9 protein-coding genes and 1 pseudogene are annotated in these 14,500 nt (G+C 73.7%); 2 read left to right on the top strand and 8 right to left on the bottom strand.

Going from position 1 to position 14,500, the window contains the following annotated elements:
• Positions 1-94: 94 nt before the first annotated feature.
• The 6 genes and pseudogenes from IH45_RS01000000143995 to IH45_RS0123100 all read right to left on the bottom strand — a co-directional run bounded on the left by IH45_RS01000000143995 (position 95) and on the right by IH45_RS0123100 (position 8,311).
• Positions 95-1,775, bottom strand: a pseudogene (locus IH45_RS01000000143995) (EAL domain-containing protein).
• Positions 1,776-1,887: 112 nt separating this feature from the next.
• Entirely contained in the window at positions 1,888-3,078 is a 1,191-nt protein-coding gene (locus tag IH45_RS0123120; RefSeq protein WP_030671583.1) for a lipid-transfer protein, read from the bottom strand.
• Positions 3,075-3,530 (bottom strand): Zn-ribbon domain-containing OB-fold protein, encoded by a 456-nt coding sequence (locus IH45_RS0123115; protein WP_030671580.1) that lies wholly within the window; start codon positions 3,528-3,530, stop codon positions 3,075-3,077. Before IH45_RS0123115 ends, IH45_RS0123120 begins: the two co-directional genes overlap by 4 nt.
• Positions 3,531-3,791: 261 nt before the next feature.
• Positions 3,792-4,631 (bottom strand): M15 family metallopeptidase, encoded by an 840-nt coding sequence (locus IH45_RS0123110; RefSeq protein WP_030671579.1) that lies wholly within the window; start codon positions 4,629-4,631, stop codon positions 3,792-3,794.
• Between the two features lie 128 nt (positions 4,632-4,759).
• Entirely contained in the window at positions 4,760-5,764 is a 1,005-nt protein-coding gene (locus tag IH45_RS0123105; RefSeq protein WP_030671577.1) for a methyltransferase, read from the bottom strand.
• Between the two features lie 114 nt (positions 5,765-5,878).
• A complete protein-coding gene (locus tag IH45_RS0123100) occupies positions 5,879-8,311 on the bottom strand; it encodes a glycoside hydrolase family 31 protein (protein WP_030671575.1) in 2,433 nt (810 codons plus the stop codon).
• Between the two features lie 337 nt (positions 8,312-8,648).
• Here IH45_RS0123100 and IH45_RS0123095 point away from each other — a divergent pair, with 337 nt between their 5' ends.
• Both IH45_RS0123095 and IH45_RS0123090 read left to right on the top strand, forming a co-directional pair.
• Positions 8,649-10,679 (top strand): acetoacetate--CoA ligase, encoded by a 2,031-nt coding sequence (locus IH45_RS0123095; protein WP_030671574.1) that lies wholly within the window; start codon positions 8,649-8,651, stop codon positions 10,677-10,679.
• A gap of 102 nt (positions 10,680-10,781) precedes the next feature.
• Entirely contained in the window at positions 10,782-11,714 is a 933-nt protein-coding gene (locus IH45_RS0123090) for a hypothetical protein (protein WP_030671572.1), read from the top strand.
• Positions 11,715-11,837: 123 nt separating this feature from the next.
• Here IH45_RS0123090 and ptsP read toward each other — a convergent pair whose 3' ends face one another.
• Both ptsP and IH45_RS0123080 read right to left on the bottom strand, forming a co-directional pair.
• Complete coding sequence (gene ptsP, locus IH45_RS0123085; RefSeq protein WP_030671570.1) at positions 11,838-13,508, bottom strand: phosphoenolpyruvate--protein phosphotransferase; 1,671 nt, start codon at positions 13,506-13,508, stop codon at positions 11,838-11,840.
• A 78-nt stretch (positions 13,509-13,586) separates the two neighbouring features.
• Positions 13,587-14,036 carry a PTS sugar transporter subunit IIA gene (locus IH45_RS0123080; RefSeq protein ID WP_030671567.1) on the bottom strand — a complete coding sequence of 150 codons (450 nt, stop codon included), beginning with the start codon at positions 14,034-14,036 and terminating at the stop codon, positions 13,587-13,589.
• Positions 14,037-14,500 lie beyond the last annotated feature (464 nt).

Genomic DNA, 14,500 nt, shown 5'->3' with positions numbered 1-14,500 from the left:
GGCCGGGGAGCCCGGCTGCGGCGGTGTTCCGGCGGACACCCGGAAGTGTTCACCGCAGGTGACGGGGCGTCAAGGTGGCCGGGAGCGGAGGACGTCAGTCGCCGCGCCGCCGTCCCCGGCGCACCTCGTACCCCGGTGTGCCGGGCCGCCCCAGAACCCAACTGCTCGCCCCCCGTCAGCGACTTGGCCGCCTTCTTCAGCGGCGCCAGGGCCGCCGCGGCCGGCCCGTGGCCGCTCACACTGCCCGGCGCGCACACCACCGTCGCCAGCGACAGCGTCACCGGCAGCCCGCCCGCCGACCACGGCACGTCCAGCACCGCCGCCGCGAACGGCTCCAGCTCCTCGGGACCGGCCAGCACCAGGAAGTCGTCACCGCCGATGTGCCCCACCCGCGCCGAGGGCAGCTCCGCCGCCGTACGCGCCAGCGCCTGGCCCACGGCGCGGATCAGCGCGTCCCCGGCCGCGAACCCGGCCCCGTCGTTGACCTGCTTGAACCCGTCCACGTCCAGCCAGCTCAAGGCGAACGCCCGGCCGCCCGCGACCCGCCGGTCCACCTCCGCGTTCACCGCGTCCGAACCGGGCAGCCGGGTCAGCGGATTGAGCCGCGCCGCCTCCTCCACCCGGCTCTCGGCCAGCGCCCGCAGGATGTCGGCCAGGTGCACCACCCCCACGCACCGGCCCTGCTCGTCCACCACAGCCACATCGTCCCCGGTCCGGTCCCGGTCGCCGTCCGTCACCACGTCCAGCACCTCCCAGGCGGTGGCGTCGGCGCCCACCGTCCGCGGCCGGTCCGCCAGCCGCAGCGCCGGGCGGTCGGCGTACAGCGCGTGCCCGTAGCGGCCGGACAGCGACAGCAGGAACCGGTCGCGGTCGATGGCCCGTACGGGAACGCCGTCCGGGTCCACCAGCAGCACACCGGAAACCCCCGGGAAACCCGTCAGATGGCTGCGCACCGCGCCCGCCGAGGCGGACATCGGCAGCAGCGCGGCGGGCTGCAGGAACTGCGTGACCGGTGGCCCGGCCGGCGGCTGGAGCGCCCCGGCGCCGCCCGCGTAACCACTCGCCACGGGCCCGTACCCGTCGGACGGCTCCGGCAGGAAGACATCGGCCGCCGGACGCCGCGCGGGCGGCGCGAACAGGAACCCCTGCGCGAGCTGCGCGCCCGCCGCCCGCACCGCCGCGTACTGGCGCTCCGTCTCCACCCCCTCCACCGCCAGCAGGCTCCCCAGCACCTCGCACAGCTGCCGCATCGCCGCCACGGCGGCCCGCCCGCCTCGGTCGCCGTCCGGCTCCGCGCACAGCGAGGCGTCCAGCTTCACCAGGTCGGGGCCGAGGTCCCCGAGCAGCCGCAGTGGCAGATCACCGTCGCCGACCCCGTCCGCGCAGATGCGGTAGCCGTCCTGCCGCAGCCCCGCCACCGCGTCCAGCAGCGCCCGCCGCGGTACGTGGGTGAACGGCCCGCCGACGTCCACCGTGATCTCCCACGGGCGGCGGCCCACGTCCTGTACGGCCTTGCGCAGCGCGGTCAGCCCCGGCTGCTCGGCGAGCGTCGCCGCGAACACGTTGACGTGCAGCGGCAGCAGCGTCTCCTGCTGTGCGGCCGCCCGCACGCCGAGCCCGGCCAGTTCGGCGTCCACGTCGGCGGACCGGCGGGCCGCCGTCAGCACGTCGCCGCGCTCGGGGCGGGCGAGTATCTCCAGGGCGGCGACCGAACCGGTCGCCAGGTTCACGACGGGCTGGAAGGCGAATCGGAGCTGGTCCGTCCAGGCAGGCACGGCAGCAGCATGCCCACCGGAAACACCGGCGGAGCGCGATTCACGCACTGTTCACGCACGCTTCCGGCGCGCTCGAACGGCCGCCCGCGCCCGCGCGTCGCGGGGGCCGTCCTCACCGCACCGCGATCACCGCCGAGCCATGCCCGAACAGCCCCTGATTCACCGCGATCCCCGTCCGCGCCCCCGGCACCTGCCGCGCCCCGGCCTGCCCGCGCAGCTGCCGGGCCAGCTCGCAGACCTGCGCGATCGCCTGCGCGGGCACCGCCTCCCCGAAGGACGCCAGCCCGCCGCTCGGATTCACCGGCAGCCGCCCGCCGAGCGCCGTGGTCCCGTCCCGCAGCAACTTCGCCCCCTCGCCCTCGGCACACAGCCCCAGATCCTCGTACCACTGGAGCTCCAGCGCGGTGGACAGGTCGTACACCTCCGCCAGTGACAGATCGTCCGGCCCGAGCCCCGCCTCCTCATAGGCGGCGCGGGCGATGGAGGGCCGGAAGGCGACCGGCGGCTCCGGGACGGCGGCGGCCGAATCGGTCGCGATGTCCGGCAGATCCAGATCCGTACGGGGATAGCGCGGCGTCACGGTGGAAACCGCCCGGATACGTACGGGATCGGCCACGCCGCGACGACGCGCGTACTCCAGGCCGCACAGCACCAGCGCCGCCCCGCCGTCCGACGTGGCGCAGATGTCCAGCAGCCGCAGCGGGTCGGCGACCACGGGTGACGCGGCGACCTCCGCCGCCGTCACCGGCTTGCGGTAGCGCGCATACGGATTGGCCGCCCCCGCCGCCGCGTTCTTCACCTTGACCTGGGCGAAGTCGTCCGTTGTGTCCCCGTACAGAGCCATCCGGCGCCGCGCGTACAGCCCGAAATACGCGGGATTGGTGGCGCCCAGCAGCCGGAAGCGCAGCCAGTCCGGGTCGTCGGGCCGGTCGCCGCCCGCCGGCGCGAAGAAGCCCTTGGGTGCCGCGTCCGCGCCCACCACCAGCACCACGTCCGCAAGGCCCGCGAGGATCTGCGCCCGCGCCGCGGCGATGGCCTGCGCCCCGGACGCGCAGGCCGCGTAAACACTCGTCACCCGAGCCCCCTGCCAGCCCAGCGCCCGCGCGAACGTCGCGCCCGCCACGTAGCCGGGATAGCCGCCGCGCACGGTATCGGCGCCGACAACCGACCGCACCTCACCCCACTCCAGGCCCGCGTCGGCGAGCGCCGCCCGCGCCGCCACCGTCCCGTACTCGACGAAGCTGCGGCCCCACTTGCCCCAGGCGTGCAGCCCCACCCCGAGCACCGCGACATCACCGGTCACGCCTGCCCCCTGCCGTCATGCGGCACCGGCCGCCACCACCACGTGGTCCACACCGTCTCCGCATCCTCCCCGAGCACCCCGGGAACCACCTCGACCAGCATCCCCACCCGCAGATCCGCGACCGTCACCCCCGGCGCCGCCTGCCCCAGCACGACCATCCGCTCCGCCGCCAGCTCCACCGCCACCAGGGTGTACGGCTGCCACGGCACCTCCGGGTCCGAGACGTAGGGCGGCGGCGGCCGGTACCTCCCGTCCGTGTACGACCACACCGTGCCGCGCCGCGACAGCGGCACCTCTGCCGGCTCCGTACCGGCACAGCCCGGATTACGGCAGAAGGAATCCACCCGCGGGAAGAAGACCGCCCCACAAGCACCACACCGGGTCCCCAGCAGCCGAAAGTCTTCCGTGCCTTCGCTTCCGTCTCCGTCTCCGGTGAACCACCCCGGTACCACCGGCTTGCGTGTACGTGCCACGAGCACCTCCCGGCAACAAGCGGGCGCAAGGACCGAACTGACGCCCCGTCAGGAGCGTGCCACGCCCCACCGGCCCCAAGGAACCCCGCCCGCCCCCGTCAAAGGGAAAGGATCATGCCTTTCCCCCCGATTCCGGCTGAACCGGAGCAGCCCGCACGGCGTCCACTCATGCGGGGCCGGGGCGCGGGATCCACGGGGGTGGTTCCGCGCCCCGGCTCCGCTCTGCGTGCGGCCTACCGCTCAGTGCCCTCCGTCCAGCGCTCGCCGGGACACCGGAAAGTCGAAATACGTCTCCGGAAACGTCTCCGGCGTGAACGTGTAGTGCCACCACTCCTTGTCGTAGTTGACGAAGCCTGCGCGCTCCAGACCCTGCTTCAACAGCAACCGGTTCGCGAGCTGTCGGCCCTGCACCCGGGGGTCGAGGGTGTGCGCCAGAGTGTCGAAGCAGTCGAAGCCGGTTCCCATGTCGAGCGAGTTGTCGGGGAAGCGTTCCGCCTTAGGCGCGTAGCACTTCCGCAGGGGCTCGCCCGGGATGTACGGGCGGGTGGGTGGGCCCGGCAGCCGGACCAGCGTCAAATCGACGGTGCTGCCGCGGCTGTGTCCGGACTTCTCGGCGATGTAGCCGTCCCGGAAGAGGGTCGACTTGTCGATCCGGGGATAGAACTCGCCCTTCATCCGCTGGTCCTTCAGGTCCTTCGCCCAGTCCACGAAGTGGTTCACGGCGCGCTGCGGCCGGTAGCAGTCGTACACCTTGAGCGTGTAGCCGCGGCGGAGGAAGGAGACCTGGGCCCGGTGGAGAGCGCGGGCGGCGTCCCGGGTCAGGATGCACAGGGGCTGGCGGTAGCCGGTCACCCGTACCCCCATGAAGTTGTGCGGCGTGAAGTAGCGCATTTCCTGGCGGATCGTCGGGTCGACGTCGCGCAGTGCCACGAACTCCGGCGGCGCCGTCTGCGTATCGCCGCGCACGGCGGCATCGGCCTTCGGCACGGTGCCGGCGGCCTCCGGAACGGCGGCGGTGGTCAGGGCGACGGCGGCTGCGGTCACGGCGAGGCCGCGCAGCGCGGCAACGAGTCTCGGCATGCCACCCGTCTACCACCGGCACCGCGCGGCGCGTAAGGGACCCGGCCGGACGGCCCGTTCGGGCTGCGACCGTCAGCGAGCGATCGTCAAGGAGTGGCCGTCAAGGAGTGGCCGTCATGTAGCGACCGCTACGCGGCCACCATCTCCACCACCGCCAGATCACCCGCCTGATGCACCCCGGCCACCCGCAGCCCGGCCCCGGCGGCCAGCTCCGTCAGCTCCGCGACCCCGCGCTCCCGCGCGCCGAAGTAGACGAGCATCCGCAGGTCCATGCCCGTGTGCACCGACTCGCCGTCCGCGCCGACCCGTTCCACCACCAGTACTCGGCCCCGCGTCCCCGCCGCTTCGGCGCACCGGCGCAGGATCGTGCGCGCCGCGTCGTCGTCCCAGTCGTGCAGGACCGCGGACAGCACGTAGCCGTCCGCGCCGGAGGGCAGCGCCTCGAAGAAGTCGCCCGCCATGGTGTCCCCGCGGTCCGCCAGCCCGGCCGCCGCCAGCGTGGCGCGGGCTGCCCGTACGGTCTCCGGCTGGTCGAACACGGTGCCCCGCATCCCGGGATACGCGGTGAGCAGCGCCGTCAGCAGCGTGCCGTTGCCACCGCCGACATCGACGATCCGCCCCAGCGCGCCCCAGTCGTAGGCCGGCACGACGGCCTTGGCCCACGCCGTCACGTCGACGCCCATCTGCGCGTCGTAGTCGGCGCTCCGCTCCGGGGCCGCTCGCAGGTCCTCCCAGAAGGAGCGGCCGTACTGCTGCGGGAAGGCCGCCTTTCCCGTCCGTACGGAATGCAGCAGCGCCACGAACGCGAGATCCGCGCGGCCGATGGCGCTCTTCGCGTCGAGCAGGCGCCGCGCGCCGGACGGGTGGCCGTCGCGCAGTTCCTCGCCGCGCGGCAGCAGCCCGTACCGCCCCTGGGTGTCCCGGCTGAACACCTCGACCGTCACCAGGTGCCGCAGGATCCGCTCCAGCACTTCGGCGTCGGCCCCGGTGGCCACGGCCAGTTCCCGCGCGGTCCGTGCACCGTCCGCCAGGTGATCGGCCACCCGCAGCGTCGCCGCGACCCGCACCGCCATCGGCGTCACCAGGTCCGCGATCGCCAGAATTCCCCGGCCCTCGCCGTCGCCGTCGGCCATCGTCCCGTCCTTCCCGCCGTACGCCGGTTCCGCTATGCGAACGCACCAATCTACGTAACCGCGGACGGGTCAACCAAGGGTCAACCAATGGTCAATCAATGGATGAGCAGCCGCCTATGCGGTGCCGTCGGCCGTCCCGCGTACCCGTACGCGATAACCCACCTCACCGCCGCCCTGCCGCTCGACCACCACCCGCCCGTCCTCCAGCCGCGTCTCGAAGCGCTCGACCTCCGGCCGCTGCCAGCCGTCACCGGCGTCCGGTACGACCAGGCCGCCGCCGTTCCGGCCGGGCTTCGGCGCCCACACCTCCAGCTCCGTGGCACCGTCCGCGCCCGCCACCGGCAGGACCGCACCGGCGCGCGCCAGCACCGGGATCCGCGACAGCGGGGCGTCCACCAGCACCTGCCCCGGCCCGTCGTACGCGCGCCCGCTCGCCGTGTCGTACCAGCGGCCGCGCGGCAGCCGCACCGCCCGCCGCGCCACCCCGGGCCCCAGCACGGGCGCCACCAGCAGCGCGTCCCCCAGCAGGAACGCGTCCTCGCAGTCGCGCAGCTTGCGGTCGCGCGGCGCGTGCCACCACACCGGACGGACGTACGGCGCCCCCGACAGCCGCGCCACATGCGCCAGCGTCACGAAGTACGGCAGCAGCCGGGCCCGTTCCAGGAGCGCCGCCCGCGCGTGCTCCAGTACCTCGGCCCCGTACTCCCACGGCTCCCGTCTCCCCGCGGACATCGCCGAGTGCGTACGGAACAGCGGCAGGTACGCGGCCATCTGGAACCACCGCAGATACAGCTCCGGCGACGGCACCCCGGAGAACCCGCCGACATCCGGACCGCTGTACGGCACGCCGCACAGGCCCATCCCCAGCACCAGCGACAGCGACGCCCGCAGCCCCGGCCAGCCGGTCGCCACATCACCCGACCACGTGCCCCCGTACCGCTGCATGCCCACCCACCCGGAGCGCGAGAACAGGAACGGCCGCTCCTCGGGACGCTGCTCCAGCAGCCCGTCATAACCGGCGCGCGCCATCGCCAGCCCGTAGACGTTGTGCGCCTCCCGGTGGTCGCCGCCCCGGCCCTCCAGCGCGTGCCGCGCCGAGCGCGGCAGCGACGGATCGCCGAACGCCGCGAAGGACACCGGCTCGTTCATGTCGTGCCACATCCCGGAGAAGCCCTGCGCCACCCGCTCCGCGTACAGACCGCCCCACCACTTGCGCACCCGCGCGTCCGTGAAGTCGGGGAACACCGCCTCGCCCGGCCACACCACCCCGCGCACCTCCCGGCCCCGCGCGTCCCGTACGTACGCGTCGGCCGCCGCCCCGCCCTCGTACACCGCGTTGCCGGGCTCCGCCTTCACCCCCGGATCGACGATCGACACCAGCCGCACGCCCTCCGCGCGCAGCTCGCGCGCCAGACCGGGGAGGTCGGGGAACGCCGTACGGTCCACGGTGAAGACGCGGTGGCCGTCGAAGTGGTCGATGTCCAGGTGGACGGCGGACAGCGGCAGCCCGCGCTCCTGATAGCCGCTGATCACCCGCCGCACCTCCGCCTGGCTGCCGAAACCCCACCGGGCGTGCTGCGGGCCCAGCGCCCACGCGGGCGGCAGCGCGGGCGCGCCGGTCAGCGCCGTCCAGCCCTGCAGGACACGGGCCGGTGTGCCGACCAGGATCCAGTAGCGCAACGGGCCGCCGTCCATCCGCAGCTCGGCACAGCCCGGCCGGTCGTGCCCGGACCCGGCCCCCTCCACACCCTCGCGCAGCGTCACCGCGCCGTCCCAGGAGTTGTCGTGGAAGACCAGGTGCGTACCGGCGTCCGCAACCACCAACTGCACCGGCATCGTGACGGACAGCGGATCGTCGCCCGGCACGAACGCGCCGCCCGGGTCGGTGTTCCACATCCGGTACGTGCCCGCGCGAAGGCGCGGTCCGGCCGACCGGCCGCCCAGCCCGAAGAACCGTGCGTCGGCCGCCACCTCCGAACGCTGCACCCACCGCGAGTCCCCGGCCCGCTCGCCCGGTACGCCGCTCCCGTCGCCCGGTACGTCACCTTCCTCCCCGGGCACCCGGTCCCACCAGCGCGGCGGCAGGTCGCGCCGCAGCACCACACCGCCCGGCGTCCGGACGTCCACCGCGCCGTGCCGCGACACCGTCACCGTCACCCGCTCCGCCACCACCCGCCAGCCGCCCTCCGTATCGGGCTCCAGCACCGCCCGCGCGTCCGGCTCCGGGCACGCGCCGGCCAGCGCGTACGACGGCTCCGGCGCCGCGCCGTCCCAGCCGCAGAACACCGCGCCGCCCGAGGCCACCCGCACCCGCAGCGACGAGCGCGCGAAATGGATCACCCCGCCGCCCGGCTGCGGCTCCGCGCGCACCGCCGCGCCCGGCACCCGCGCCCGCTCCGGGCCGCGGCGCGGCAGCCCCAGCGCGTCCGCCCGGCGCCGCCGCCACGCCCACCGCCACGTCCGCAGTCCCCGTACCGACCCGAGGGCCCGGACCGCGCCGGCCACCCTGTCCCACCGCACCGACCGCACCTGATCATGCCCGTCCATGCTGCTCAGCCTGCCATCGCCGGTGCGGCGTGAGGGCGTCGTTCAACTCCCGTTCACCCGGGAAGAACCGGGAGCCCACCCACGGCACACCGGTGCCGCCCGCGCCGCGCGCGCCGGCCGCCGGGGCGCGTCCGGCTCCGCCCGCCGCCGCCCCCGAATGTGCGGCCGACCCTGGCGCACAAGTCGATCACGTGGCATCGTCCTGCCCAGCCGTGTCACACGCACGCGCCCCCGCGCTGCGCCGGGGTGATCCTCCGGCCGTACGGGGACCACGCACACCGCGTACCGCACGCCCACACCGCGTCCACGCAACGCCGCGTACAGCCGGGAGCCGATCATGACCACCGCACCGCAGTCCGTCCCGCAGCCGGAACCCCTCTGGCAGCCCGGCCCGGACCGCATCGCCGGCGCCCGGCTCACCCGCTTCCACGACTGGGCGGCCACCCGGCACGGTGCCCCCGCGCGCGCCTCCGGCGACCCGGTCGCGGACTACGCCGCGCTGCACCACTGGTCGGTGTCCGAACTGTCCCGTTTCTGGCAGGCCGTCGCCGACTGGTTCGACGTCCGCTTCACCACCCCGTACGAGACGGTGCTCGCCGACCGCGCGATGCCCGGCGCCCGCTGGTTCCCCGGCGCCACCCTCAACTACGCGGAACACGCCCTGCGCGCCGCCGAGGACCCGGCCCGCGCGGACGCGCCCGCCCTGCTGTACGTGGACGAGACCCACGAACCGGCCACCGTCACCTGGTCCGCGCTGCGCGCCCAGGTCGGCTCCCTCGCCGCCGAACTACGCCGCCTCGGCGTACGGCCCGGCGACCGCGTCAGCGGCTACCTGCCCAACGTCCCGCAGGCCGTCATCGCCCTCCTGGCCACCGCCGCCGTCGGCGCGGTGTGGACCTCCTGCGCGCCCGACTTCGGCGCCCGCAGCGTCCTGGACCGCTTCCAGCAGGTCGAGCCGGTCGTCCTGTTCACGGTCGACGGCTACCGCTACGGCGGCAAGGAACACGACCGCCGCGACACCGTCGCCGAACTCCGCCGCGAACTGCCCACCCTCCGGGCCGTCGTCCACATCCCGCTCCTCGGCACCCCCGCCCCCGAAGGCGCCCTGGAATGGGCCGAACTGACCTCCGCCGCCACCGAGCCGGTCTTCGAACAGGTCCCCTTCGACCACCCCCTGTGGGTCCTGTACTCCTCCGGCACCACCGGACTGCCCAAGGCCATCGTCCAGTCCCAGGGCGGCATCCTCCTGGAACACCTCAAGCAGACCGGCCTGCACTGCGACCTCGGCCCCGAGGACCGCTTCTTCTGGTACACCTCCACCGGCTGGATGATGTGGAACTTCCTCGTCTCCGGCCTCCTCGTGGGCGCCACGATCGTCCTGTACGACGGCAGCCCCGGCCACCCGGACACCGCTGCCCAGTGGCGCATCGCCGAACGCACCGGCACCACCCTCTTCGGCACCTCCGCCGCGTACGTGATGGCCTGCCGCAAGGCCGGCGTGCACCCCGGCCGCGACCTCGACCTCTCCGCCGTCAAGTGCGTCGCCACGACGGGCTCCCCCCTGCCGCCCGACGGCTTCCGCTGGCTGCACGACGAGGTGGCCGCCGACCTGTGGATCGCCTCCGTCAGCGGCGGTACGGACGTGTGCAGCTGCTTCGCCGGCGCCGCACCGACCCTGCCCGTCCACATCGGCGAACTCCAGGCCCCCTGCCTCGGCACCGACCTCCAGGCCTGGGACCCGCACGGCAAGCCGCTCGTCGACGAGGTCGGCGAACTCGTCGTCACCAACCCCATGCCGTCCATGCCCGTCCGCTTCTGGAACGACCCCGACGGCACCCGCTACCACGACAGTTACTTCGACACCTACCCCGGTGTCTGGCGGCACGGCGACTGGATCACCCTCACCTCGCGCGGTTCGGTCGTCATCCACGGCCGCTCCGACTCCACCCTCAACCGCCAGGGCGTACGGATGGGCTCCGCCGACATCTACGAGGCCGTCGAACGCCTCCCCGAGATCCGCGAATCCCTCGTCATCGGCCTCGAACTGCCCGACGGCGGCTACTGGATGCCGCTCTTCGTCCACCTCGCGCCCGGCGCCGTCCTGGACGACGCGCTGCGCGACCGCGTCAAGCGCACCCTGCGTGAACAGTGCTCCCCGCGGCACGTCCCCGACGAGATCATCGAGGCACCCGGCGTACCCCACACCCTCACCGGCAAGCGCATCGAGGTCCCGGTCAAGCGGCTTCTGCAGGGCACACCGCTGGAGAAGGCGGTCAACCCGGGGTCGGTGGACGACATCGAGCTGCTGCGGTTCTACGAGCGGATCGCGGCGGAGCGGGCGGAAGGCCCCGCGGGCCGGGAGAAGTAGCCGCGCGGGCCGTCCCGGACGGCCGTTGTCAGACCCCCCGACTACTCTCAGTCACCAGTGCAGCTCGTGGAGCGAGCCGCACGCACCGACCGAGGGGGAGTCATGGCACCACCGTCCCGACACACCGCACCCGCCGACCCGAGCGGCCCCGCCGCGCGCCGCATGCTGCGCCGCGAAGTCCCCAGCACCGCCGCCGTCCTGGCGGACGCGCAGGACTTCGCGGCCATGCGCCGCTACCGCACCTTCCCGTTCGACGACCACACCGCCTACCTCCAGCAGATGGAGACCCTGCTGCGCTCCCTGGCCGCCCAGGGCATCCACACCACCGTCACCCTCTTCGACCCGGTCGCCTACGAGACGTTCTGCACGGACGCCGACCTGGACCCCGACCGCCCCGACAGCCGCTCCCGCTACACGGCCGAACTGGCCTGTACGGGTGCCACCTTGCCGTATCACGGTGAATCCCTGTCCCGCCTGCTGCCCCTGCTCATCGACGAGGCGGAGCGCCAGGCGACCTGGGAGCGCGCCACGGCTCTCCTCGCCCGCACCGGCGCCTGCGCCGACTGCGGCGAGGACCTGGCCCGCGCCGCCTTCGCCCGCGCCTCCCGCGCGGTCACCGCACTGCTGGACGCGCTCGGCGACGGCACCCACCACCTGGTGTGCAGCGTCCCCGCGAGCGGCGCCGCGCTCCTCGCCGTCCTGCACGTCGCCTCCGACGAGGAGGGACGGACGGAGCTGTCCGAGGCCGCGACGCTGCTCTTCTGCACGGTCCTCGCCGTCGGCATCGCCCTGCGCAGCCCCGGCGGCATCGTGTCGCGTACGACCGGGACCGACGACCGGGACGCGGTCCGCGGCTGGATCCTGCGCGACACCTGGCTGCACCCGCTCAGTGCCGCCGAGGTCTTCACGGCGTACTGCACCGACGCAGACTCGGGCGAACCGGTCCCGCCCGAGCACGGCGTCGACTACCACGCGGGGCTCACCCTGCCCGACCCGCCACCGACGGAAGGCCACGACCACCACGGCCACCGGTGACGGGAGCCGCGGGGGAGGAGCGGACGGCTCCCGGCACCACGCCGAAAACGCCGGACGGCCGCCCCGCCACAAAGGCGGGACGGCCGTCCGTACCAGCTCGACCGTGTCACGGCGGTCCGGCGATCACTCCCCGGAAAGCACCGCCTGCGCGGCGGCGCGCGCGTCCTCGGCGGTGTCCGCGGCCCGCGCCGCGGCGGCCGCACGCTCGCACTGCGCCAGCGTGTGCTTGGCCAGCTGCGCGCGCACATACGGAATCGACGCCGCGCCCATGGACAGGCTCGTCACGCCCAGACCCGTCAGCACACACGCCAGCAGCGGATCGGAGGCCGCCTCGCCACAGACACCACAGCTCTTGCCCTCGGCCTTCGCGGCCTCGGCCGAGACCGCCACCAGGTCGAGCAGCGCCGGCTGCCACGGATCCTGGAGCCGCGAGACGGCACCGACCTGACGGTCGGCGGCGAAGGTGTACTGCGCCAGGTCGTTGGTCCCCAGCGACAGGAACTCGACCTCCTGAAGGATCGACCGGGCGCGCAGCGCGGCGGACGGAATCTCCACCATCGCGCCGAACTTCGCCTGCAGCCCGGCCTCGCGGCACGCGTCCGCGAACGCCTTCGCGTCGGTCCGGTCGGCCACCATCGGGGCCATGACCTCAAGGTAGACCGGCAGCCCGGCGGCGGCCTCGGCCAGCGCGGCCAGCTGCGTACGGAGCACCTCGGGGTGGTCCAGCAGAGTCCGCAGACCGCGCACGCCCAGTGCCGGGTTCGGCTCGTCGCCCGGCGTCAGGAAGTCCAGCGGCTTGTCCGCGCCCGCGTCCAGGACGCGCACCACGACCCGGCCCTCGGGGAAGGCCTCCAGCACCTTGCGGTACGCCTCGGCCTGCTTCTCCTGCGACGGCGCCTTCTTGCTGTCGTCCAGGAAGAGGAACTCCGTACGGAACAGCCCGACGCCCTCGGCACCCGCCTCCACGGCCGCCGGCACGTCCGAGGGACCGCCGACGTTCGCCAGCAGCGGCACCTTGTGCCCGTCCGAGGTGGCGCCCGGACCGGTCGAGGCGGCCAGCGCGGCCTTGCGGGCCTCGGCGGCCCGCTCCAGCTCCGCGCGCTTGTCGGCGCTCGGGTTCACGAAGATCTCGCCGGTGCTGCCGTCGACGGCGACGACGGTGCCCTCGACCAGCTCGCCCGCGCCCGGCAGCGCGACCACGGCCGGCACCCCCAGCGCCCGCGCGAGGATCGCGCTGTGGCTGGTCGGCCCGCCCTCCTCGGTCACGAATCCGAGCACCAGCGTCGGATCCAGCAGCGCCGTGTCGGCAGGCGCCAGGTCCCGCGCGATCAGTACGTACGGCTCGTCGCTGTCCGGCACGCCCGGCATCGGCACGCCCAGCAGGCGCGCGACGATGCGGTTGCGCACGTCGTCCAGGTCGGCGACCCGCCCGGCCAGGTACTCACCGGCACCCGCCAGCAGCGCCCGGTAGGCGGCGAACGCGTCGTACACACCGCGCTCGGCGGTGCTGCCCACGGCGATACGCCGCTCGACGTCGGCCATCAGCTCGGGGTCCTGGGCCATCATGGCCTGGGCCTCCAGCACGGCCTGGGCCTCGCCGCCCGCCAGGTTGCCCCGCGCGATCAGGTCGGCAGCCACAGCCTCCACGGCCTTGCGGGCACGCCCCTGTTCGCGCTCCGCCTCCTCGGCCGGAATCTGCTTGGCCGGCGGCTCCAGGACCGCCGTGCCCATGTGCCGCACCTCGCCGATCGCCACACCGTGGCTCACGCCGACGCCTCGCAGCGTTGTCTCCATTTCACCCGTCTCCGGTTGGTGCGGCGGCTCACTGCCGCCGCGGTGGATGTCGTACGTGCCGTCAAGGACGGCGGCGGGTCACTGCCAGCTGAAGAGCTGCTCGCCGGCCTTCACTTCGCCGTCCTCGACCACGTCGCCGAGCGAGTCGGCGGTGGCCTCCAGCGCGACGACCGGGCAGACCGGCGACTTGCCGGCCTCTTCGACGGCGGCGGGGTTCCAGCGCACGACGGCCTGGCCGCGGGTGACGGTGTCGCCCTTGTTGACGAGCAGCTCGAAGCCCTCGCCGTTCAGCTGCACGGTGTCGATACCGAGGTGCGTCAGTACGCCGTGGCCCTCGCCGTCGACGACGACGAACGCGTGCGGGTGCAGCGAGACAACGACACCGTCGACGGGCGAAACGGCCTCGGACGGCTCACGTACCGGGTCGATGGCGGTACCGGGACCCACCATCGCGCCGGAGAACACCGGGTCGGGCACGGCCGCGAGTCCGATGGCGCGTCCAGCAAGCGGGGACGTCACGGTGGTCATGGGAGTCCTCCCAGGGGTGGAGATGTATCAGGCCGCCGTCACTACCTGTCCTGGACGGCGTGCCGATCAGAGCGTAAGTCATAAGAAGTGAGGGTTCCGCACGCGCAACACCGCCCCCGGAACAGCGGCCCCCGGGGTTCGATTTGCCCCCTCCGGCACGGCCCTGTACTGTCTGACACCTGCCCCGGTTCGACAGAACGCGATCACTTCGCGGCACGGACGGAGGCGGCACTCCATCAGAACTGATCGAGATTTTCGACCGCGTTTCTGCATGTCCATTGCGGAAAAGACGGTGGATCGAAAGCCCGAAACGGCCTGATAGAGTGGTGGAACACCGAAGGGAAGCGCCCGGAGGGCCCGGTGATACGGGACCGAAGGAAGCGTCCGTTCCTTGAGAACTCAACAGCGTGCCAAAAGTCAACGCCAGATATGTTGATACCCCGTCCACCGGCAATCACGCCGGA

This window comes from Streptomyces rimosus subsp. rimosus, assembly GCF_000720725.1.
GTDB classification, from domain to species: Bacteria; Actinomycetota; Actinomycetes; order Streptomycetales; family Streptomycetaceae; genus Streptomyces; species Streptomyces rimosus_A.
The sequence above is the reverse complement of the archived record's forward strand: the minus strand, read 5'-3'. Positions and strand labels throughout refer to the sequence as shown.